Here is a 21,231-nt window from a genome sequence, read left to right on the forward strand (position 1 = left end):
AAATAATCCTTCACAACTGGTCGGAGCAACCCCCTACGCCAGCGGCACCGCCCGGTACTGCACCGCCACCGTCCGCGCCCCGGCCGGCGGATCCGCCTGCCGGTTCCGCTGCCGGTACGGCTCGAACAGCGCGCTCACCGCCTCGTTCAGCCCGGCCAGCTCGTCGGCGGTGAGCAGCAGCAGCGTGTCGCTGAACAGCGCGACGTCGTACCACTCGGCGGACTCGCCGTCGGCCCGGCGCAGCCAGTCCCGGGTCCGCTCCATGTCCCGGGCCGCGTGCGCCTCCACCAGCGCCTGCTCGGCCGCGCGCGTCTCCGGGCCGGCGGACTGCCCCGCGTCGACCATCAGGCCCCGGCCGACCGTGCGCCACAGCCGCTCGCGCGCGTCCCCCCGGCTCGGGGCCTGCTCCACCAGGCCCGACTTCGCCAGCGCCCGGAGGTGGTAGCTCGTCGCGCTCGGCGACAGCCCGGCGACCTCCGCGCACTCGGTGGCGGTCGCGCCGCCTTCCACCACGCCCAGGTGTTCCATGATCGCGATTCGGGCCGGATGGGCCAGCGCCCGCATCACCTGCGGGTCGCTGATCGTGATCCGGCGCTGTTCGGGACGCGCCTCCGTCATGCGTCCATGATTCCTGGTCGCCCGCCCGCCGTGGGTCGCCGGTGGACCGGCACCGGAGGCGGCGGCGCCACGGTCGAAATCCGGTGGAGCGTCGCGCGCGCGGCGCGTAGGCTGTCAGGTCGCTTGACGGCCAGGGTGAGGTGACCACCGCATCGGACGTCCCGCGCCGGGGGCCGGCCCATCCGCCCGCCGGACACGCGAGCGACCGGCAGATGACCCGATGGGATCCACCGTGACCGCAATCGACCTCGACCTCGATGCCGACCTCGCCGCCGAGCGCGAGCACCTCGCCACCTCCCGGGCCGCCCTGGCCCAGATGCGGGAACGCGCCCAGGCCCTCTTCTCCACCGGCGACCAGGTGGCCGGCGACGCGTACGCGGCCGAGACGCTCGGGCGCACCCTGGCCCGCCGGGTGGCCGAACTCGCCGACGACCCCACCACGCCGCTCTTCTTCGGCCGCCTCGACTTCGGCCCGGCGACCGGGGCCCCGCCCGGCGACGGAACCGACGGGTGGCACGCGGACCACGCCGGGCGGCGCTACCACGTCGGCCGGCGGCACGTCACCGACGACCGGGGCGAACCGCTGGTGCTGGACTGGCGGGCCCCGGTCTCCCGGTCGTTCTACCGGGCCAGCGCCCGCGACCCGCAGGGCGTGGCCGTACGGCGCCGCTTCGGGTTCAGCAACGGGGCACTGACCAGCTTCGAGGACGAGCGCCTCGACCGGGGCGAGGAACTGGGCACGACCAGCCGGATCCTCACCGCCGAGATCGAACGGCCGCGCGTCGGGCCGATGCGCGACATCGTCGCCACCATCCAGCCCGAGCAGGACGAACTGGTCCGGGCCGACCTCGCCGACTCGATCTGCGTGCAGGGCGCCCCGGGCACCGGCAAGACGGCCGTCGGCCTGCACCGGGCCGCGTACCTGCTCTACCTGCACCGGGAACGGCTGCGCCGCTCCGGCGTGCTGATCGTGGGGCCGAACCGGGCCTTCCTGTCGTACATCGCGGCGGTGCTGCCGGCGCTCGGCGAGGTGGAGGTCGAGCAGGCCACCGTGGAGGACCTGGTCGGCCGGGTGCCGGTGCGGGCCGTCGAGGACCCGGCGGTGGCCGCGATCAAGCACGACGCCCGGATGGCCGAGGTGCTGCGCCGGGCGGTCGACGCGCACATCGGCGAGCCGACCGAGCCGATCATGGTGTCGGACGGCTCGTTCCGCTGGCGGATCGGGCTGGACCCGCTGCACCGGGTGGTCCAGGAGACCCGCCGGGAGCGCCTGCCGTACGCCACGGGGCGCGAGCGCGTCCGGGCCCGGGTGGTGGCGCTGCTGCAACGGCAGGCCGAGGCGCGGCGCGCCGAGTCCCCGAGCGACGCCTGGTTGCGCCGGATGGGCAAGGCCACGCCGGTCACCGCCTTCCTCGACGCGGTCTGGCCGGCGCTCACCCCGGAGGGGCTGGTGCACGCCCTGCTCACCGACCCGCAGCGGCTCGCGGCGGCGGCGGACGGGCTGCTCGACGCCGAGGAGCAGGCGCGGCTGCGCGGGCTCGTCGTCCCGGACCCCGGGCCCGGCCCGACGGCGGTGGCCGGCACCACGCCCGCCCCGGCGCGGCGGCCGGGCCCGGCCGGCACGAAGCTCGGGCGCACGCCGAAGGCCACGAAGTGGACGGCGGCCGACGCCGTGCTGATCGACGAGGCGGCCGGGCTGATCGAACGGCCGGGCGGCTTCGGGCACGTCGTCGTCGACGAGGCCCAGGACCTCTCCCCGATGCAGTGCCGGGTGATCGCCCGGCGCAGCGAACACGGGTCGATCACCCTCCTCGGCGACCTGGCCCAGGGCACCGCCCCGTGGGCCGCCGCCGACTGGCGGGAGTCCCTGCGCCACCTCGGCAAGCCGGACGCCGTCGTGGTCCCGCTGACGGTCGGGTTCCGGGTGCCCGCCGCCGTGGTCGCGTTCGCCAACCGGCTGCTGCCGGCGCTCGCCGTCGACGTGCCCCCGGCCGAGTCGCTGCGCCGCGACGGCGCGCTCGACGTGCGTACCGTCGACGACCTGGTCGCCGCGACGGTGGCCGAGGTGCGCGCGGCGCTGGCGTTCGACGGCTCGGTGGCGGTGATCGCCGCCGACGACGCGGTCGGCGGGCTGCGGGCGGCGCTGGACGCCGCCGGCGTCGACACCGCGACCATCGACGAGGCGGCCGCCGCGGCGCGCGTCACGGTGGTGCCCGCGACCCTGGTCAAGGGCCTGGAGTACGACCACGTCATCGTCGTCGAGCCGGCGGCGATCGTGGCCGCCGAGCCGCGCGGCCTGCACCGGCTCTACGTGGTGCTCACCCGGGCGGTCTCCCGCCTCGCCGTGCTGCACGCCCGGCCGCTGCCCGCGCCGCTCGGGTGACCCGGCGACTTGCGCCGGGAAGGTAGACAGGTGTCCGTGACAGCCACGACGAGCGCCCCGTGATCCTGGCCCGCGCCGAGGCGGTCAGCCGCCGCTACGGCGACGTGCTCGCCCTCGACCGGGTCGACCTGGAGGTCTCCGCTGGCGAGTTGGTCGGCCTGCTCGGCCCCAACGGGGCGGGCAAGAGCACCCTGCTGAACCTGCTCGTCGGGCTGCGCCGGCCCACCGCCGGCCGGGTCGAGCTGTTCGGCGGCGACCCGCGCGACCCGGCCAGCCGGCGGCAGATCGGGGTCACCCCGCAGGAGACGGGCCTGCCCGGCACGCTGCGGGTCGGCGAGGTGGTGGACTTCGTCGCCGCCCACCACCCCGACCCGGTCCCCCGGGGCGAGCTGCTCGACCGCTTCGGCCTGGGCGAGCTGGCCCGGCGGCAGACCGGCGGCCTCTCCGGCGGGCAGCGCCGCCGGCTCGCGGTGGCACTCGCCTTCGTCGGCCGACCCCGGCTGGTGCTGCTCGACGAGCCGACCACCGGCCTGGACGTCGCGGCGCGGCACACCCTGTGGGAGGCGATCCGGGCGTTCCACGACGACGGCGGCACCGTGCTGCTGAGCAGCCACTACCTGGAGGAGGTCGAGGCGCTGGCCCGGCGGGTGGTGGTCATCGGGCACGGCCGGGTGCTGGCCGACGACACGGTGGAGGCGGTCCGGGGGATCGTCGGCGTACGCCGGGTCAGCCTGGTCGCCGACGGCCTGCCCGCGCTGCCCGGCGTGGTCCGCACCGAGCGGGTCGACGGCCGCACGCACCTGCTCACCACCGACGCCGACGAGCTGGTGCGGGCCCTGGTCACCGCCGGGGTCGCGTTCGCCGACCTGGAGGTCCGCCCCACCTCGCTGGAGGAGGCGTTCCTCGCCATCACGGCTGCGCCGGGCTCGGAAGCCGGCCGTCCGACGGCCGACGTGGCCGGCCCGCCCGCCACCGCCTGAGGGAACGGATCACCCATGCGCCTCGCCCTCGTCCACGCCCGCTACCAGCTCCTGGAGACGGTCCGCATCCCGGTCGCCGTCGTCGGCAGCGCCTTCTTCCCGGCCGTCGCGATGCTCTTCTTCGTGGTGCCGTTCGCCGGGAAGGACCCGGTCGGCGCCACCTACGCCACCGCCGCCATGGTCACCTTCTCGGTGATGAGCGCGAACATCTTCCAGTACGGCGTCGGGGTCGCCGAGGACCGCGACCAGCCCTGGAACCCGTACACGCGAACCCTGCCGGCCGGCCCGGCGCCGCGCTTCGCCGGACGGGTGCTGGCCGGGCTGGCACTCACCTACCTCTCCCTGGTCCCGGTGGTGGCGATCGGGGCGGCGCTCACCGAGGCGCGGATCAGCGCACCGGCGTTCCTGCTGGCCCTGGCGATCGTCACGGTGATCTCGGTGCCGTTCACGTTGCTGGGTCTCGCCATCGGCTACTCGATGCCGAGCAAGGCGGCGATCGTGGTGGCGCAGGTCGTCTTCTTCCCGCTCGCCTTCGGGGGCGGGCTGCTCTCCGCACCGGACCAGGCGCCCGGATTCGTCGAGGCCGTCGCGCCGTTCCTGCCGACCCGGGGCGCGGTGGAGCTGATGTGGGCGGCGGTCGGCGACTACCCGGTCAACCCGCTGTCGATGGTCATGCTCGGGGTCTGGGTGGTGCTGCTGGCGCTGCTGGCCGGGTGGGCGTACCGGCGCGACGAGGGTCGACGGTTCAGCTGACGTTTCCTCGGATCCGCCCCGGGGCGCGGCGGGTCGGTGCCACGATTCCGGCAGGGGCGTGCCGGCGTGGCCGTCCCCCGCCGAGAGGGGTCGACGTGAGCACCGTCCCGCCGGGCACACCCTGCTGGGCCGACCTCGCCACCCCGGGCCTCGCCGAGGCGCGCCGGTTCTATCCCGAGCTGTTCGGTTGGACCGGTCGGATCGACCCGCAGCCCGAGGCGGGCGGCTACACGGTCTTCCTGCTCGGCGGGCGGACGGTGGCGGGCGCGGGTCCGCCGGCCGTCCCCGACCAGGTGCCGATCTGGTCGACGTACCTGGCGACCGACGACGCGGACCTGGTCGCCGGCCGGGTCGAGCGGGCCGGCGGGCAGGTCGTGGTGCCCCCGTTCGAGGTCTTCGACCAGGGGCGGATGGCGGTCTTCGCCGACCCGGCCGGTGCGACGTTCAGCGTCTGGCAGCCGATGTCGATGCCCGGGGCCGAGGTCTTCGACGTCCCGGGTGCGCTGACCTGGACCGAGCTGGTCACCCCCGACCCGGAGGGCGCGAAGGTCTTCTACGAGCTGGTCTTCGGCTGGCACCCGGACGACCAGCGGGCGGGCCCGGTCACGTACACCGGCTGGCGGCTCGGCACCCGGATCGTGGCCGGCATGGTGCCACCGCTCGGCGACGGGTTCCCCGCGGACACGCCCGCGTACTGGTCGGTGTACTTCGCCGTGGCCGACGCCGACGCGGCCGCCGCCCGCGCCGCCGAACTCGGCGGCACCATCCTGGTCCCGCCCCAGACCACCCCGGCGGGCCGCTACGCCGCCCTCCGCGACCCCCACGGCGCCCTCTTCAACATCCTCACCCGCCCCTGAGCCCCTCCACCCCGTCGATCGAGCAGTTCGGGTGGGCGTTTCGCGCCCACCCGCCCCTTTCGCGGGGCACCACAACTGCATGATCGACGCGGAAAGGAGGGGCGCGGGGGGCGGGGCGGCGGGGCGGGTCAGTGGTGGGGGCGGACCGGGACCACCAGGGGGCCGTGGTCGCCGTCGATGACGCGGACCGTGGCGCGGTACCAGGTGGCGAGGAGTTGCTCGGTGAGCACCTCGCGGGGGGTGCCGGCGGCCACCACCCGGCCGTCGGCCAGCAGCACCATGCGGTCGGCGTACTCGCCGGCGATCGAGAGGTCGTGCATGGTGGCGAGCACCGTCAGGCCGTGCTCGCGGCGTAGCCGGTCGACCAGCTCCAGCACCTCCTGCTGGTGGCCGATGTCCAGGGCGCTGATGGGCTCGTCCAGCAGCAGCAGGGTCGCGCCCTGGGCCAGCGCGCGGGCCAGGAAGACCCGCTGCCGCTCGCCGCCGGAGAGGGTGGCCAGCTCCCGGTCGTGGAACCCGGCCAGGTCCAGCCCGTCGAGCACCTCGTGGGCGGCGGCCAGGTCGGCGGCGGACTCCCGGCCCAGCGGCGCGATGTAGGGGGTGCGGCCCAGCAGCACGTAGTCGAACACCGACATGCCGGCCGGCACGACCGGGGACTGGGCCACGGTGGCGACCACCCGGGCGCGGTCGCGGCGGCGCAGCGCCTCGCTCGGCGTACCGAAGAGGGAGACGGCGCCCGGCGCGGGCAGCAGGCCGCCGACGGCGCGCAGCAGGGTCGACTTCCCGGCGCCGTTCGGGCCGATCACGGTGACCCACTCGCCGGGGGCCACGGTCAGGTCGACGCCGGCCAGGATCGGCGTGCCGTCCAGGCGCACGTGCAGGTCGCGCACCTCGACGGCGGGCACGGTGGCCGCGTCGGGGGTCCGCACGGCCCCACCGTCCGCCGGCCGCGCGGCCGGCACGCGCCGCGCGCTCACCCGAGCACCCGGCGGGAGGTACGCAGCACCAGGACGAAGAACGGGCCGCCGAGCAGCGCGGTGACCACGCCGATCGGGATCTCCGACGGGGCGGCGGCGGTACGGGCCACCACGTCGGTCAGGGCCAGGAAGGCGCCGCCGAAGAGCAGCGACAGCGGCAGGATCACCCGGTAGCTCGACCCGGCGAGCAGCCGGACGGTGTGCGGCACGATGATCCCGACGAAGCCGATGAGGCCGGACGCGGAGACGGCGGCGGCGGTGCCGAGCGAGGCGGCGGCGATGAGCAGGTAGCGGGACCGCTGCGGGTGCAGCCCGAGGCTCGCGGCCTCGTCGTCGCCGACGGAGAGCACGTCGAGCTCCCGCCGGTGCAGCAGCACCACCAGGGCGGTGAGCAGGAAGTACGGGAGCACCAGCCGCACGTCGTGCCAGCCGGCGGTGGCGAGCCGCCCGAGCAGCCAGGAGTAGACCTGCTGGATGCTGTCGGAGTTGCGTTGCAGCAGGTAGGTCTGCCCGGCCGAGAGGAACGCGGAGACGGCCACCCCGGCGAGGATCAGCGTGGCCGTGGAGCGGCCGCGCCCGCCGGAGGCGCCCAGCAGGTAGGTCATCGCCACCGCGCCGATCGAGCCGACGAACGCGGCCAGCGGGATGGTGAGCGGCAGCCCGGTCAGCGCGCCACCCGCCCCGGCGCCGAGGGTGATCACGGCCGTGACCGCGAGCCCGGCCCCGGCCGCCACCCCGAGCAGGTACGGGTCGGCCAGCGGGTTGCGGAACACGCCCTGGTAGCAGCCGCCGGCCAGGGCCAGCAGCCCGCCGACCAGCAGCCCGAGCACCACCCGGGGCAGCCGCAGCTCGGTGACGATGGCGATCTCCCGCTCGGTCAGCCCGCTGTCGAGGCGTACCCCGGGAATGAGGTTGAGCAGCTCGGCCGCGACGCTGCCCGGCGGCAGGCTGACCGGGCCGAGGGACACCCCGGCCACCAGCGCGACGAGGACCGCGGCGACGCCGGCGACGAGCCAGCGGGGCCGCAGCCCGGCGGGCCGGGACGCGGGGAGCGTCCCGGCCCGCCGGGCGGACGGCGCCTTCACGGGCGGACTGCTCACGGACGGGTGCGGGTCACGCCGGGACCTTGGCGGTCGCGTCGACGATCACACGCAGCAGCTCCACCACGCGGGGTCCCCAGCGGGAGGCGACGTCGTCGTCGAGGGCGACGATCTGGTTGTTCTTGACGGCGGTGACGCCGGCCCAGCCGCCGCGCGCCTTGACCGTCTCCGCGCTCTGCTTGCAGCACTTGGTGTCGGCGAGGAAGACGAAGTCCGGGTCGGCCTTGACGATGACCTCCTGCGAGAGCTGCGGGTAGCCGCCCTGCTTGCCGTCGGCGTCGGACGCGTCGGCGATGTTCTCCAGACCCACCATCGTGTAGAGCGAGCCGATGAAGGTCTTGCTGGTGGCCGTGTAGAGCTCCGGGCCCAGCTCGTGGAAGTAGGTCAGCTTCTCGGCGCGCTTCGGCAGGTCGGCGACCAGCTTGGCGATGTCGTCCTTCATCCGCTTGGTCACGTCGGCCGCCTCGCCCGCGTGGCCGGTGAGGGTACCCAGGTCCGTGATCTGCCGGTAGGTGTCCTCCAGCGTGGTCGCCGCCGGGTTCAGCAGGACGGGGATCTTCAGCGCGGTGAGCTGCTCGACGATCTTGTTGGTGTCGTTGGCGAGCACCACCAGGTCGGGGCTCTTGCCGGCGATCGCCTCGGCGTTCGGCTGGTAGCCGGAGAGGTCGCTCTTCGGGGCGTCGGCCGGGAAGTTCGACTGGTCGTCGACGGCGGTCACCTGCTTGCCGGCGCCGATGGCGAAGAGCATCTCGGTGGCCGTCGGGCTGAGCGAGACGATCTTCTCGGGCCGCTTCTCCAGGGTCACCGAGCCGACGGTGGCCGGGAAGGCGGCGCCGGCCGAGCTGGCGCCGGCGGCGGGGGTGTCGTCGGAGCTCTTCTCGGCGCAGGCGCCGAGGGCGAGCGCGGCCACCGCGAGGGTCGCGGCGAAGAGCCGGGGGGTACGTCTGAGCACGGGTCCTCCTGTCGGTCGAGGAGCGTGGTGCTTCGCCGACAGGGAGCGGTGGCGCCCGTCCGCGAGGCGCCCTTCCTCGAGAGCGCGAGTCGCGACCACGGACGCAGGCGACCTGGCTCGTCCCCGCCGCGACCCGGCCTTCGGCCGGGGTGGCGGGACATCACAGTTGCGGGACAGCGCCGGGCTCGCACCGGCTTCGCTGCGCGTGGTCGGTAGAACGGTAGCGCACGCCCCGGACGTGCCTCGTCGATCCAGGGCGTATCGGCGCTCGTTGATCACCAACGGCAGCGATATGCCCTGGATCGACGTCTGCTGGGAGGGTGGTGGGGCCCCGCCGGGGCGGAGCGGGGCCCCACCGGGTCAGGAACTGGTGATGGTGACGTTGTCCACAGCCGCCTCGACCAGGCTCGCGCCCGAGGCGTCCGCCGCCTCGACGAGGATCCGCACCGACTGACCGGCGTACGGGGTCAGGTTGGCGTTCGCCACCGCCCAGGCGCCGTTGCGGTTGGTGGCCGCCCCGGACTGGGTGAACAGGGCCGTGGTGCCGCCGTTGTGCACCACGCTCACCCGCAGGTAGTCGGCCGACGAGGCGTTCGAGCCGTGGGCCAGGTACCAGGCGAGGGAAAGGGTCAGCGTGCCGCTCGACGGCAGGGTCACCGCCGGCGACCGGGCGCTGGTCACGCCGCCGTCGAGGTCGTGGTCACCGGCCGCCGTGCCGGCCAGCGGGCCGGTGACGAGGTCGTTGGCGCCGGCGTACGGGGCGAGCTGCTTCGCCCCGCTGGAGTTGGTCGCCTGGGCGGCGCCCCGCTCCCACACCCCGAGGGTCGCGGTGTCGGTGCCGTTCGGGTTGACGGTCCAGCCGGTGGCCGTCTCGAAGGTGTCCGACCAGACCGTGGTGCCGCCGCCACCGCCGCAGTACTGCGCCTGCTTGCCGATCGCCCGGTACGGGCAGTCGGCGTACTCGCTGAGCAGCAGGACCGCCTCCCGGTTCCGCGAGGTCTGGGCGGGGATCACCTCGTCGGGCGGGTAGAAGCCGCCACCGCCGGCCGAGCCGGGGTACATCTCGAAGGTGTACGCCCAGATGCCGTGCTGGCCCCACATCCAGTCGATGCTGTCCCCGTCGGTGATGTAGAGGTCGCTCGACTGCTGCGGGGTGTAGCCATTGGTGTTCGCCATCTGCTGGCCCAGGGTGGCGAAGGTGTTGTACTGGTCGGCGCTCATCCCCGGCGCGGTGTTGTTGTACGTGTAGCCGAAGGGCCACAGCACCAGCTCCGAGTAGGTGTGGAAGTCGATGTTCGCCTTGATCTGCTGCGTGCCGCCGACGACCCGGCTGTTGACGAAGTTCCGCAGCGCCTGGGTCTCCGGCGCGGAGAACGCCGACGGGCCCCGGTAGGTGTCCGACGAGGTCGAGCCGGACGAGCCGCCGCAGCAGCCCCACTGGTAGGACCAGTTGCGGTTCAGGTCGGTGCCGACGTACGACGAGCCGCTGTTCGGCTGCCGGTTCTTGCGCCAGGACCGGTAGGAGCCGGTGGCGATGTCGTACTCGCTGCCGTCCGGGTTGACGGTCGGCACGATCCAGATCTCCCGGCTGTTCACGATGCTGGTGACCCGGGAGTCGCTGCCGTAGCTGTCGGTGAAGAGGTTGAGCAGGTAGATCGCCATCTCGACGGTCAGGTGCTCGCGGGCGTGCTGCTGGGAGTTGAACAGGATCTCCGGCTCGTTCTCGTCGCTGGCGACGTTGTCGGAGATCTTCACCGCCATCAGGTCCCGACCCTCGTACGAGGAGCCGATGCTGATCTTCCGGGCGATCGAGGGGTGGTCCGCGACCACCTTGTTCACCACGGCGGTCAGCTCCGCGTAGTCGTGGTAGTTGGAGTCGGCGGGCGGGAAGGCGGCCGTGCCGACGTCCCCCTCAGCGTGGCTGTGGCCGTGGTCGTCCGCCGAGGGGGCGGGGACCGCCTCCAGCCGGAAGCCGAGCCGGGTGATGGCCGCCGCCTCGGCCGGGGTGGCCGAGACGTTCAGCACGCCGTGCTCGACGAAGTCGATGGCGGCGCCGGTGCCGGCGACGGCGGTGCGGTCGTCGACCGTACGCGGGCCGAGCACCCGGTAGGACGACGCCGCGGAGTCGGCCCGGTCCGGGGCCGGCCGGGCTGTGGCCGGCGCGGCGGCGACCGTGAGCAGGGCGAACCCGGCTGCTACGGCGACCGCCAGGCGACGGCGGAGGGTGGTGTTGCGGAAGGCCATGGACAACCTCCTCGGGGGGCGGGAGGAGATCCCGCTCGGTGGAGGACACTTCACCACCGCTCACATGGTCATATCAACATCCATCGTTGCCCAGTTGCATGCCATCCTGATCCTCACATCGGCAAGGATTTTCCAACTATCGACCCCTGGCGAAAATTCCTTCCGAGCGGGACACTGACCTGCAACGATCCGTCCGTCCCTGCGGAGGACCCATGGCCAGAACACGCCTGCGTACGGCCGCCCTCGCGGCCGCCACCGCACTCACCCTTCTCGGCACCGCGGCACCCGCCGTCGCCGCCGCACCCGTCGCGGCCCCGTCGACCAACCGACCGGTGGTCCACGACGAACAGATCACCTTCCAGGACTGGTCCCGCTACCCCGACTGGCGTCGCGGCACCCACGCCGGCACCCGGGCCGTTCCCGGCCTCCGGCCGGGTGTGACGCTGGCCCGACCGCTCGGCACCACCGACTACACCGACCCGCACACCGGCGTGACCAGGAGCTGGGAGTACGCGACCTGGACCTCCCCGGTCACCCGGATCGGCTTCGACGCCACCGAGCTGATCGCCTCGTGGAACGCGAGCACCCCGGCCGGCACCTGGATCCAGGTGGAGATGCAGGGCACGTACAACACCGGCGTGCAGACCAAGTGGTACGTGATGGGGCGGTGGGCCTCCGGCGACGCCGACATCAAGCGCACCAGCGTCAACCGGCAGGGCGACCCCTGGTCGACCATCTGGACCGACACCTTCAGCATCGACGACGCCTCCGTCGGCGTGCTGCTGCGGGAGTACCAGCTGCGGCTCACCCTCTACAAGGCCCCCGGCCAGCGCGCCGCGCCGGTCGTGCACACGGTGGGCGCGATGAGCTCGAACGTGCCCGACCGGTTCACCGTCGAGCCGAGCGCCGGCGGCATCGCCTGGGGCAAGGAACTCGCCGTGCCCCGCTACTCGCAGAACATCCACGCCGGCCACTACCCCGAGTACGACGGCGGCGGTCAGGCCTGGTGCTCCCCCACCTCCACCACGATGGTGATCGAGTACTGGGGCCGCAAGGCGTCCGAGGAGGACACCTCCTGGGTCGACCCGACCTACCCGGACCCGACGGTCAACCACGCCGCCCGGATGGTCTACGACTACCAGTACGACGGCGCCGGCAACTGGCCCTTCAACACCGCGTACGCGGCCAGCTTCCCCGGCCTGGAGGCGCGGGTCACCCGGCTGCACTCGCTGGACGAGGTGGAGCGCTTCATCGCCGCCGGGATCCCGGTCGTGACCAGCCAGTCCTTCCTCGCCAGCGAGCTGGACGGAGCGGGCTACGGCACCTCCGGCCACCTGTTCGTGGTGGTCGGCTTCACCGCCGACGGCGACGTCATCGTCAACGACCCGGCCTCGTCCAGCAACGAGGCGGTGCGCAACGTCTACCCGCGTGAGCAGTTCGAGCAGATCTGGCTGCGCACCAAGCGGACCAACGCCAGCGGCGGGGTGTCCGGCGGCTCCGGCGGCGTCGTCTACCTGATCAAGCCCACGCTCAAGCCGTGGCCGAAGGTCGCCGGCTCCACCAACTGGTGACCTGACACCGACCGACTGTTCGAGGGGTCCGCGTCGCCCGGCTCAGCCCGGCGACCGGGCCCCTCGGCCGTTTCGCCCGCACTTCGGCGCTGGTGCGGCTCGCCCGGTTGCTGACCGGTGACGAGCATCGGGCCGAGGACCTGGTTCAGGATGCCCTCGCCAGGGCGTACGCCCTCGGTCACGCTTCACCGGTTGGTGCATGGCTCCTTCGACGAGGCCTCGCTGGGCGTTCGCTCATCTGCGCGGCGCATGCGGGAGTCGGACAGGATACCGGCAGACTACACTCGGTAGCCCATCGAGGGAGGCGAATGTGGCGGACTGCTCGAAGTGTGGCCGGTCAAAGAGCTACGCGGGTGAATGCATGTACTGCTGGGGCCGGGAGGCGGGAGATGACATAAACGCCGGGAAAACCATTCGCCTGCCGAACTCCGATTCGAGGCGCGACATAGACACCGGGCAGACCTACCACCCGAAGAGTTCCGGTTGCCTCGTGCTCGCCGTGCTCGCGCTGTCGCTGTCCGGGCTGATCCCCGGCGCACTGCTGATGTGGCGCCTGGCAATCTGACCCAGGGCTCCAGCGGCTTCCTGCCGAGCAGGTCCAGAGGACCGTGTCGGACACCGTGGGGGGCCGATCTCAGCGAGCGGCGGTGAGCGTCTGGGCGACGGGGACGTGCGGGCTCGTCGACGTCGAGCGCTAGCTGGAGGGCTTCTCCTGGTCCTCGTCCTCGCCGGCGAGGGCGGAGCGGAGCCGCTCCTTCTCGGCGCGACGGCGCTCGGCGGCGGTGGCCATCTCCTCGGCCATCTCGTCCCGCCAGCCCTTCAGCAGGAAGAACGACAGGGCGGCCGAGAAGGCCAGCGCCACCATCAGCTTGATGAAGATGTTCAGCTCGACCAGCCAGAGGGCCGCCAGCACGGCGACGAACAGCCCGATCCGGCCCAGCGTGTACTTGACCGCCGCGCTCACGTTTCCGCACTCCGTTCTCCGCCGGGGCTCCCCGGCGGCAGGTTCAGCCCGTCCGGCGGGCCAGCCAGTGGACGCCGTGGAACCAGACCACCGCGTACCCGAGGGTGAAGGTCGCCGCCCCCAGCCCACCGGAGAGCAGCGGCGGGAGACCGGCGGCGAGGCCGGCCACCACGAGCCCGGCGACCACGCCCACCGCGGCGGCCGCCAGCGCCGACACCACCCGCGCCGCGCCGAACTCCCAGGCGCGGAAGTCGTCCCAGAACAGCCAGGCCGGCAGGATGATCGCCAGCCAGCCGTTCGACCGCCCGAACTCGCCGCTGCCGATCAGCGCGAACGCCCAGTCGAACAGCACCACCGCCAGCACGCCGATGACCAGGCCGGCCAGGCTCACCCCGAGCAGGTCGCCCAGGGTGAGGATGCGCCCCTCGGCGTCGCGCCGGGGGAACCCGCTCCGCTGCTCGGTCATGGTCTGGAAGGGTACGTGCCGACTCAGGCCCAGACCTGCTGCGGCTCGGCGCGGCGCTCGGCCAGGGACGGCGGGGCGTCGTACTCGCGGACCACCTCGTAACGGGTGTTCCGCTCGACGGGACGGAAGCCGGCGTCCCAGATCAGGTGCAGCAGGTCGTCCCGGTGCATCGTGTTCGGGGTGCCGTACGAGTCGGCGTCGTGGGTGATCTTGTATTCGACGACCGAGCCGTCCAGGTCGTCGACGCCGAAGTTGAGCGAGAGCTGGGCGACCGACAGCCCGTGCATGACCCAGAAGCACTTCACGTGCGGGACGTTGTCGAAGAGCAGCCGGGAGACCGCGAAGGTCTTCAGCGACTCGGCCGGCGACGCCATCGTCGTACGGGCCTGGATCCGGTTACGGATCTTGCCGTCCGCCGAGTCGACGAAGTCGTGCTGGTAGCGCAGCGGGATGAAGACCGCGAAGCCGCCGGTCTCGTCCTGGAGCTCGCGCAGCCGCAGCACGTGGTCCACCCGGTGCCGGGGCTCCTCGATGTGGCCGTAGAGCATCGTCGCCGGGGTCTTCATGCCCTTGCTGTGCGCCAGGGCGTGGATCCGCGACCAGTCCTCCCAGTGGCAGGCGTGGTCGACGATGTGCTGGCGGACCTCCCAGTCGAAGATCTCCGCGCCGCCGCCGGTCAGCGACTCCAGGCCGGCGTCCATCAGCTCGTCGAGGATCTCGTCGGCGCTCAGGCCGCTGATCTTCTCGAACCACTGCACCTCGGTGGCGGTGAAGCACTTGAGCTTGACGTTCGGCAGCGCCGCCTTCAGCTCGCGCAGCACCTTCGGGTAGTAGCGCCAGGGCAGGGTCGGGTGCAGGCCGTTGACGATGTGCAGCTCGGTGAGCTGCTCGTCCTCCATCTCCTTGGCCTTGCGGACCGCCTCGTCGATGCGCATCGTGTAGGCGTCCTTCTCCCCCGGCTTGCGCTGGAACGAGCAGTACGCGCACGAGGCGGAGCAGACGTTGGTCAGGTTGAGGTGCCGGTTGACGTTGAACATCACCCGGTCGCCGTTGAGCTCGGTGCGCCGGTGGTGCGCCAGCCGGCCGAGCCACGCGAGGTCGTCGCTGTCGTAGAGGGCGATCCCGTCCTCGCGGGTCAGCCGCTCGCCGGCGTACACCTTCGCTTCGAGCTCACGCTTGAGTCCGGCGTCCATCGAAAGCCACGTCCCTTCCACCTGCGGTAGGAATCGAGCGTACGTCGGCCCGCCGACGCCGCCGCAGCATGGTCGGCCCCCGTGGGCCGGTTCACCGAACTCTCAGGCACCCGTTACCTGTCCACGCATCGACATCGTTGCCTGGGTGCGGTAAGACAGGGTGGGACGTTCGCCACACACTGGTAGCGTCCCCACCGCCGCGCCCACCCGGCGCGGCGTCGCAGGCCGGACGGGGAGCGGAATGGTCGACAGCAGGCACGGGCGACGGCAGCGACGGCGGAGCCCGGTGATCTCGCCGGTGCTGCGCCCGGCGCTCTGGTCCGCCCTGCTCGGCGCCGTCGCCGCCACCGTCCTCGCCAACCCGGTCCAGGCCGACCCGTCGCTGCCCACCAGCGTCCCCGACACCGGGTCCCGCCCGTCCTACATCGGCCAGCTCCAGCTCCCCGGCGGCACGCCGGTCCCCGGGCTGCCGGGCACGGTCCCGGGCCTGCCGGGCACTCCCGGGCTGCCGGGCACGGTCCCCGGCGTGCCGGCCGGCAACGTCGGCAACGGCCCGCTCGCCGCGCAGATCTACGCCGCCGAGGCCCAGGTCGGGCAGCTCCGTGACCAGCTGCTCCTGCTCCAGCAGAAGCGCACCGAGGCCGAGGCGCAACGCGCCACCGCCGAGCGCGACCTCGCCCTCGCCCGGGACGCGGTGGCGCGCGCCCAAGAGGGTGCCGACGCCGCCGCCGCGGGCGCCTTCAAGGCCGCCGCCGCCCTCCCGCCGGGCGAGTTCGCCAACGACCTGCACGAACTGAGCCGGCTCTCCCGGATCATCCGGGGCGAGAAGGCCGAGGGCGGCACCACCGCCGCCGAGGGCGAGGTGTCCCGGGCCCGCACCGGCGAGCAGGCCGCCAACCAGGCGATGGTCTCGGCCGAGTCCCGCCTCACGGGCGCCAGGACGGAGTACGCCGCCGGCGAGAAGGCCCTGCGCGAGGCCGAGAAGAAGCTGGACAAGCTGAAGCGGGACAACGCCGCCCAGCTCGTCGAGATCGAGCGCCAGCAGGAGGCCGCCGAGCAGCGCCTCGGCGCCGGCTACCTCGGCAACGAGACCGCCAACGGCCTGGCCGCCCACCCGACGGCGCTGAAGGCCCTGGCGTACGCGAAGGCGCAGCTCGGCGACCCCTACCTGTGGGCGGCCGAGGGGCCGGACCGGTTCGACTGCTCCGGCCTCATCTACGCCGCCTACCGGTCGGCGGGCTACTACGGGCTGCCCCGGGTCTCCCGGGACCAGTACTACGCCACCCGGTCCCGCACCGTGTCCCGCACCGCGTTGCTCCCCGGTGACCTGCTCTTCTTCGCCTCCGGCACCAGTTGGACGACGATCCACCACATGGGCATGTACGTCGGCGGCGGCAAGATGATCCACGCGCCGACCACCGGCGACGTGGTGAAGATCTCCACCGTGCGCTGGTCGCGCCTCTACGCCGCCACCCGCGTCATCGGGGCGGTGCCCGCGCCGGTCAGCACCCCCTCGCCGACGCCGACGCCGAGCAAGCCGCCCGCGACGAAGCCGCCGGCCAGCCCGAAGCCGACCCCGTCGCCCACCTCGCCGTCGCCGAGCCCGTCGACCTCGCCGTCGGCGACGCCCACCGGCACCCCCTCGCCCAACCCCACGCCCAGCACGTCGACCTCGCCGTCGCCGTCCCCGAGCAGGTCGACCTCGCCGTCGCCGTCCCCGAGCAGCTCGGACGCCTCCTCGCCGAGCGCCTCGACCGGCAGTGTGGCTCCGACCACGGCGCAGAGCAGCTCCGTTCCGGCGGGCAGCACGTCGGCCACCGCCTCGGCCACCGCCTCGGCGAGCACCGGGAGCTGACCACGTCCCCCGGGCCGGCCGACGGGATCGGCCCCGACACCGCCCCGGAACGCGCTCCGGCTGTGCCGCCGGGCCGGAATGTGGCACGGTGACAGACAGGCACACCCGGTCCGATATCGCGGATCCGGGCGCGAGCGTGCGCGGAGGGCGAGCATGGCCGAGCAAGAGGTTCCGGCGGAGCCGGTCGACCACGGGTCCACGCCCGACCGGAGCCGTGCCGAGGCACCGCATCCCCTGACGTCCGTCGGCGCACCGTCGCCGGCCGCAGCCGGGCCGTCCGGGTCGTCGCCCGAGCCGCCCGCCGACGACGTACGCCGACAGCCCGCCGCGCCGGCCCGGGGCCGGGTGTCCGTGGCCACCGCGACCGCGCCCGGTCAGGACGACGCGGCACCACCGACCGGCCCGAGCGCCGGCACCACCTACCGGGCCGCCGGAACGGGCGCCCCGGCCGCCGCCCCGGTCCCCGGACAGCGGGCCACGGCGGGGGCGCGGGCCAGCGCGGCCGTACCGGGAATGCGACGGATGTCGGCCGACGAGGCCGGGGCCGTCCGGTCCCGGACGGGCGAGGCCCGGATCTACCGGGCGGCGCCGGTCAACCCGCAGCCCCCGGAGCCCGCCCAGCCGCCGGAGCCGGCGCAGCCGCCGACCCCACCCGTCCCGGAGCCCGAGCCGGCGCCCACGCCGCCGGTGCCGGGCCCGAACCCGCCGTCGCCGGCCCCTCCGGTCCCGACCCCGACGCCGCCGGTCCCCGGTCCCTACCCGCCGGGCCCGGTGCCCCCGGGGCCGGGGCCCAGGCCGCCGGCGCCGGTACCGCCCCTGCCGGGTCCGCCCACGCCGCCACCCGGGCCGCCGGTGCCCGCCCCGCCGCCCCCGCCCGGCCCGACGCCGGCGCCACCGTTCCCGCCGCCGCCCCTCACGGCCGCCGCGAGCGCCGGACCGGTACCGGGCCCCGTCGCGAGCGCACCGCCGTTCTCCGCGCCCTCGTTCTCCGCGCCCTCGTTCTCCGCGCCGCCGTTCTCTTCGCCGCCGGCTTCCGGGCCGCCGGCCGTGCCCGCTCCCGCGCTGCCGGGCTGGCCGCCGCCCACCAACCCGGGTGACCGCCGGCCCGGCGGCGCCGAGCCGGCCACCGCGCCCCGGGAGGCGCGCCGGCTGAGCGGTCGCGTCGACGGCCCGTCCACGCGCGTCGGGCAGGCCGAGGGCGTCCCCGCGGGCCGCTACGACGGCGGGCCCGACCTGGGCACCATCTACGGTGCGGGTACCGGAGCCGGCACCGAGGGCCCGGGCTTCAGCACCGTCGCGTTCCCGAACAACCCGGTGGAGAACTCCGGCTCGTTGACCGGGCACATCCTGGCCCAGGGCTGGACGGAGACCCCCACCGAGCAGCGGTCCAGCACGACCAAGGTGGTGGTCGTCCTGGCCGCCTCGCTGGGCCTGCTCGTGGCGATCAGCGTGCTGGTCGTGCTGCTCGCCAACGACACGGTGGGCGGGCTGGTGGGCGGCGTACTGAGCAAGTGAGCCGCGTACGACGACGATGGTGAGCCCGCCCACTACCCGTCCGTGGTCGGGTGGCGGGTTCGTCCTGTCCCCGTACACTGGTGGGGATCACTGACCCGGCGCGCCCTGCGCGCCCATGGGCGATCTTGCGGGCGATTCGGCGGCGTTCAGCTGCGGCAGGCCATCGCGAAGATGCGCCCCGCTCGAAAGGCATTTCTTGACGACCTTTGCTGAACCCAGCACGTTCCTGCCCGCCCTCGACACCGCCGACGCGCAGACCGCCGTCGAGCGGGACGGCACCGCCCAGGACCCGGCCGCCCCGGTGACGCCCGAGGCCACCGACTTCGCCGCGCTGGGGCTGCCCCAGCCGCTGGTCCAGGCGCTCGCCCGACAGGGCATCACCACCCCGTTCGAGATCCAGCGCGCCACCATGCCGGACGCGCTCGCCGGCCGGGACGTCCTCGGCCGGGGCCAGACCGGCTCCGGCAAGACCCTGGCCTTCGGCCTGCCCCTGCTGGCCCTGGTGGCCGACCGCAACCGGGCCCGGCCGCTGCGCCCCCGGGCCCTGGTCCTGGTGCCGACCCGGGAACTCGCGATGCAGGTCAACGACGCGCTGATGCCGCTCGGCAAGGCCGTCGGCGTGTTCCTGAAGACCGCCGTCGGCGGCGTGCCGTACGACCGGCAGATCGACGCCCTGCGGCGCGGGGTGGAGATCATCGTGGCCACCCCGGGCCGGCTGGGCGACCTGATCGCCCGGGGCGTCTGCTACCTGGACGACGTCGAGGTCACCGTCCTCGACGAGGCCGACCAGATGGCCGACATGGGCTTCCTGCCCGAGGTCACCGAGCTGCTGGCGAAGACGCCGGCCGGCACCCAGCGGCTGCTCTTCTCGGCCACCCTGGACGGCGACGTCGACGCGCTGGTCAAGCGGTTCATGACCGACCCGGTGACGCACTCCACCGCCCCGTCCACCGCCTCGGTGTCCACCATGGACCACCACATGCTGCTGATTCCGCCGCACGACAAGTTCCCGGTCACCGCGTCCATCGCGGCCCGGGACGGGCGGACGATGGTCTTCGCCCGCACCCAGCTCGGCGTCGACCGGCTGGTCGAGCAGCTGGCCGCCGTCGGCGTACGGGCGGGCGGGCTGCACGGCGGCAAGACCCAGCGGATGCGTACCCGTACGCTGGCCGAGTTCCGTGAGGGCCGGGTGAACGTCCTGGTCGCCACGGACGTGGCGGCCCGGGGCATCCACGTCGACGGGGTCTCGCTGGTGCTGCACGTCGACCCGCCGAAGGACCCGAAGGACTACCTGCACCGCGCGGGGCGTACCGCCCGGGCCGGCGAGTCCGGCGCGGTGGCCACGCTGGTGCTGCCGAAGCAGCGGCGGACCACGCTCGCCATGCTGGAGAAGGCCGGCGTGGCACCGGCCGAGACCCGGGTGCGGGCCGGCGATCCGGCGCTCGCCGAGCTGACCGGCGCCCGCGAGCCGAGCGGCGTCCCGGTGCGCGTCGAGGCCGAGGAGCCGCGCCGGCATGGCGACCGGCCGGGCGGCCCGCGCCGCTACGGCGACCGCGACACCCGGGGCGAGCGCCGCTACGGCGACCGTCCGCAGGGCGAACGCCGCTACGGCGACCGTCCCACCGACAGCCGCGGCTACGGCGACCGCCCCCAGGGCGAACGCCGCTACGGCGACCGTCCCACCGACAGCCGCGGCTACGGCGACCGCCCCCAGGGCGAACGCCGCTACGGCGACCGTCCCACCGACAGCCGCGGCTACGGCGACCGCCCCCAGGGCGAACGCCGCTACGGCGACCGCCCGACCGACGGTCGCAGCTACGGCGACCGCCCGCAGGGCGAGCGGCGCTTCGGCGACCGGGGTGGCTTCCGGCCCGAGGGCCGGGGGCGCGACGAGCGGCCGCGCGACGACCGGCGGGGCTTCGGCGGGCGTCCGCCCGCGCGTACCCACTGATCACCAGCGTCAGCCACGAACGCCGTCGCGGGGCCCAGGCTCCGCGACGGCGTTCGCGCATCCGCTGCCGGTGCCGGCCGGGTCGCGTAACGTCCGGCTCATGCCGACCATGCCGAAGTCGCTCTTCTGGACCCGGACGGACACCGCCGGCGCGGAGCACGCGCTGTTCGACGACGGCCGTGGGCTGACGGCGCGGGGGACGCTGACGGCCGTCGACCCGATCCCCTACACCTGCCGCTACCAGCTCGCCACCGACCCGGAGTGGGCCAGCGTCCGCGTCGAGGCGGAGGCGGAGGGCACCGGGTGGATGCGGAGCGTACGCCTGGAGCGGGTGACCGACGGGTGGCGGGTGACCACCGCCGAGCAGGGTGACCTGGACGCGGCGCTGCGGGCGGCCGGCCACCCGCCGGTCGGGCTGCCCGGCACCGACGACCCGGGCCGGCTGGCCGGGGCGGTGGACGTCGACCTCGGCGGAGCGGCGCTGTTCAACGCGCTACCGGTGCGCCGGCTCGGGCTGACCCGCGCCGCGGCCGACATCCCGCACCGGATCGACGTCGCCTGGTTGCTGGTGCCCAGCCTGCTGGTGGTGCCCGCCGAGCAGGTCTACACCCCGCTCGGCCCCGGCCGGGTCCGTTTCACCAGCGACACCTTCACCGCCGACATCGACCTCGACGGCGACGGCTATGTGCTGCGCTACCCCGGGCTGGCCGAGCGCGTCGGCCCACGCTGACCGGGCTGCGGACGCCTCCCCCGGCGACCCCGGGCCGGCCAGGCACCCAAGCGGGCGCCCCATGCCGGCCAACCCTGCCGGTTACGCGGCTCAGGCCGGCCACGCGGCTCAGCCACCCCGAC

The 21,231-nt window shown here is 74.2% G+C and carries 18 protein-coding genes, 1 pseudogene and 1 riboswitch; of the genes and pseudogenes, 11 read left to right on the top strand and 8 right to left on the bottom strand.

The genetic code is table 11. The features are described from left to right. Positions 1–33 precede the first annotated feature (33 nt). Positions 34–618, bottom strand: coding sequence for a helix-turn-helix transcriptional regulator (locus DER29_RS10045; RefSeq protein ID WP_121397104.1), 585 nt, complete (start codon positions 616–618; stop codon positions 34–36). Positions 619–838: 220 nt separating this feature from the next. On the opposite strand from DER29_RS10045, the gene DER29_RS10050 reads away from it, so the two are divergent. The 4 genes from DER29_RS10050 (at position 839) to DER29_RS10065 (ending at position 5,591) form a co-directional block, all read left to right on the top strand. Beyond that, complete coding sequence (locus DER29_RS10050; protein ID WP_121397105.1) at positions 839–3,001, top strand: AAA family ATPase; 2,163 nt, start codon at positions 839–841, stop codon at positions 2,999–3,001. A gap of 59 nt (positions 3,002–3,060) precedes the next feature. Continuing rightward, positions 3,061–3,981, top strand: a complete 921-nt coding sequence (locus DER29_RS36065) for an ABC transporter ATP-binding protein (RefSeq protein ID WP_121397106.1) — start codon at positions 3,061–3,063, stop codon at positions 3,979–3,981. Positions 3,982–3,996: 15 nt separating this feature from the next. Continuing rightward, positions 3,997–4,734: an ABC transporter permease gene (locus tag DER29_RS10060; RefSeq protein ID WP_121397107.1), complete on the top strand. Its 738-nt coding sequence runs from the start codon at positions 3,997–3,999 to the stop codon at positions 4,732–4,734. Positions 4,735–4,829: 95 nt separating this feature from the next. Then, positions 4,830–5,591, top strand: coding sequence for a VOC family protein (locus tag DER29_RS10065; protein WP_121397108.1), 762 nt, complete (start codon positions 4,830–4,832; stop codon positions 5,589–5,591). A gap of 128 nt (positions 5,592–5,719) precedes the next feature. Here the strand turns inward: DER29_RS10065 and DER29_RS10070 are convergent, their stop codons facing one another. From DER29_RS10070 to DER29_RS10085, 4 genes are all read right to left on the bottom strand, one after another. After that, the gene (locus DER29_RS10070; RefSeq protein WP_121399124.1) at positions 5,720–6,520 is read right to left on the bottom strand and encodes an ABC transporter ATP-binding protein; all 801 of its coding nucleotides are present in this window, start codon (positions 6,518–6,520) and stop codon (positions 5,720–5,722) included. Between the two features lie 44 nt (positions 6,521–6,564). Next, positions 6,565–7,653: an iron ABC transporter permease gene (locus tag DER29_RS10075; RefSeq protein ID WP_121397109.1), complete on the bottom strand. Its 1,089-nt coding sequence runs from the start codon at positions 7,651–7,653 to the stop codon at positions 6,565–6,567. Between the two features lie 28 nt (positions 7,654–7,681). Continuing rightward, a complete protein-coding gene (locus tag DER29_RS10080) occupies positions 7,682–8,620 on the bottom strand; it encodes an ABC transporter substrate-binding protein (protein WP_121397110.1) in 939 nt (312 codons plus the stop codon). Between the two features lie 111 nt (positions 8,621–8,731). Beyond that, positions 8,732–8,815, bottom strand: a riboswitch (cobalamin riboswitch). Between the two features lie 165 nt (positions 8,816–8,980). Continuing rightward, a complete protein-coding gene (locus DER29_RS10085) occupies positions 8,981–10,864 on the bottom strand; it encodes a M14 family zinc carboxypeptidase (RefSeq protein WP_121397111.1) in 1,884 nt (627 codons plus the stop codon). A gap of 212 nt (positions 10,865–11,076) precedes the next feature. Between DER29_RS10085 and DER29_RS10090 the strand changes: the two genes are divergently transcribed. The 3 genes and pseudogenes from DER29_RS10090 to DER29_RS33850 all read left to right on the top strand — a co-directional run bounded on the left by DER29_RS10090 (position 11,077) and on the right by DER29_RS33850 (position 13,000). Beyond that, positions 11,077–12,435 carry a C39 family peptidase gene (locus DER29_RS10090; protein WP_121397112.1) on the top strand — a complete coding sequence of 453 codons (1,359 nt, stop codon included), beginning with the start codon at positions 11,077–11,079 and terminating at the stop codon, positions 12,433–12,435. Positions 12,436–12,524: 89 nt separating this feature from the next. Further along, positions 12,525–12,608, top strand: a pseudogene (locus DER29_RS36225) (sigma factor); the annotation flags it as partial. Between the two features lie 188 nt (positions 12,609–12,796). Beyond that, complete coding sequence (locus DER29_RS33850; RefSeq protein ID WP_148709999.1) at positions 12,797–13,000, top strand: hypothetical protein; 204 nt, start codon at positions 12,797–12,799, stop codon at positions 12,998–13,000. A 129-nt stretch (positions 13,001–13,129) separates the two neighbouring features. On the opposite strand, the gene DER29_RS10100 is transcribed toward DER29_RS33850, so the two are convergent. The 3 genes from DER29_RS10100 to mqnE are packed head-to-tail and all read right to left on the bottom strand — an operon-like array spanning position 13,130 to position 15,058. Then, the gene (locus tag DER29_RS10100) at positions 13,130–13,399 is read right to left on the bottom strand and encodes a DUF4229 domain-containing protein (RefSeq protein ID WP_121397113.1); all 270 of its coding nucleotides are present in this window, start codon (positions 13,397–13,399) and stop codon (positions 13,130–13,132) included. A gap of 43 nt (positions 13,400–13,442) precedes the next feature. Further along, positions 13,443–13,865 (bottom strand): hypothetical protein, encoded by a 423-nt coding sequence (locus DER29_RS10105; protein ID WP_121397114.1) that lies wholly within the window; start codon positions 13,863–13,865, stop codon positions 13,443–13,445. A 23-nt stretch (positions 13,866–13,888) separates the two neighbouring features. After that, positions 13,889–15,058: an aminofutalosine synthase MqnE gene (gene mqnE / locus DER29_RS10110; RefSeq protein WP_121397115.1), complete on the bottom strand. Its 1,170-nt coding sequence runs from the start codon at positions 15,056–15,058 to the stop codon at positions 13,889–13,891. Between the two features lie 241 nt (positions 15,059–15,299). Between mqnE and DER29_RS10115 the strand changes: the two genes are divergently transcribed. The 4 genes from DER29_RS10115 (at position 15,300) to DER29_RS10130 (ending at position 21,109) form a co-directional block, all read left to right on the top strand. Then, complete coding sequence (locus DER29_RS10115) at positions 15,300–16,913, top strand: C40 family peptidase (RefSeq protein ID WP_121397116.1); 1,614 nt, start codon at positions 15,300–15,302, stop codon at positions 16,911–16,913. Positions 16,914–17,066: 153 nt separating this feature from the next. Next, complete coding sequence (locus DER29_RS35150) at positions 17,067–18,428, top strand: hypothetical protein (protein ID WP_233599705.1); 1,362 nt, start codon at positions 17,067–17,069, stop codon at positions 18,426–18,428. A gap of 196 nt (positions 18,429–18,624) precedes the next feature. Continuing rightward, positions 18,625–20,379 carry a DEAD/DEAH box helicase gene (locus DER29_RS10125; protein WP_370040057.1) on the top strand — a complete coding sequence of 585 codons (1,755 nt, stop codon included), beginning with the start codon at positions 18,625–18,627 and terminating at the stop codon, positions 20,377–20,379. A gap of 109 nt (positions 20,380–20,488) precedes the next feature. Further along, the gene (locus DER29_RS10130; RefSeq protein ID WP_121399126.1) at positions 20,489–21,109 is read left to right on the top strand and encodes a putative glycolipid-binding domain-containing protein; all 621 of its coding nucleotides are present in this window, start codon (positions 20,489–20,491) and stop codon (positions 21,107–21,109) included. Positions 21,110–21,231 lie beyond the last annotated feature (122 nt).

The organism is Micromonospora sp. M71_S20 (genome assembly GCF_003664255.1).
Taxonomy (GTDB): domain Bacteria; phylum Actinomycetota; class Actinomycetes; order Mycobacteriales; family Micromonosporaceae; genus Micromonospora.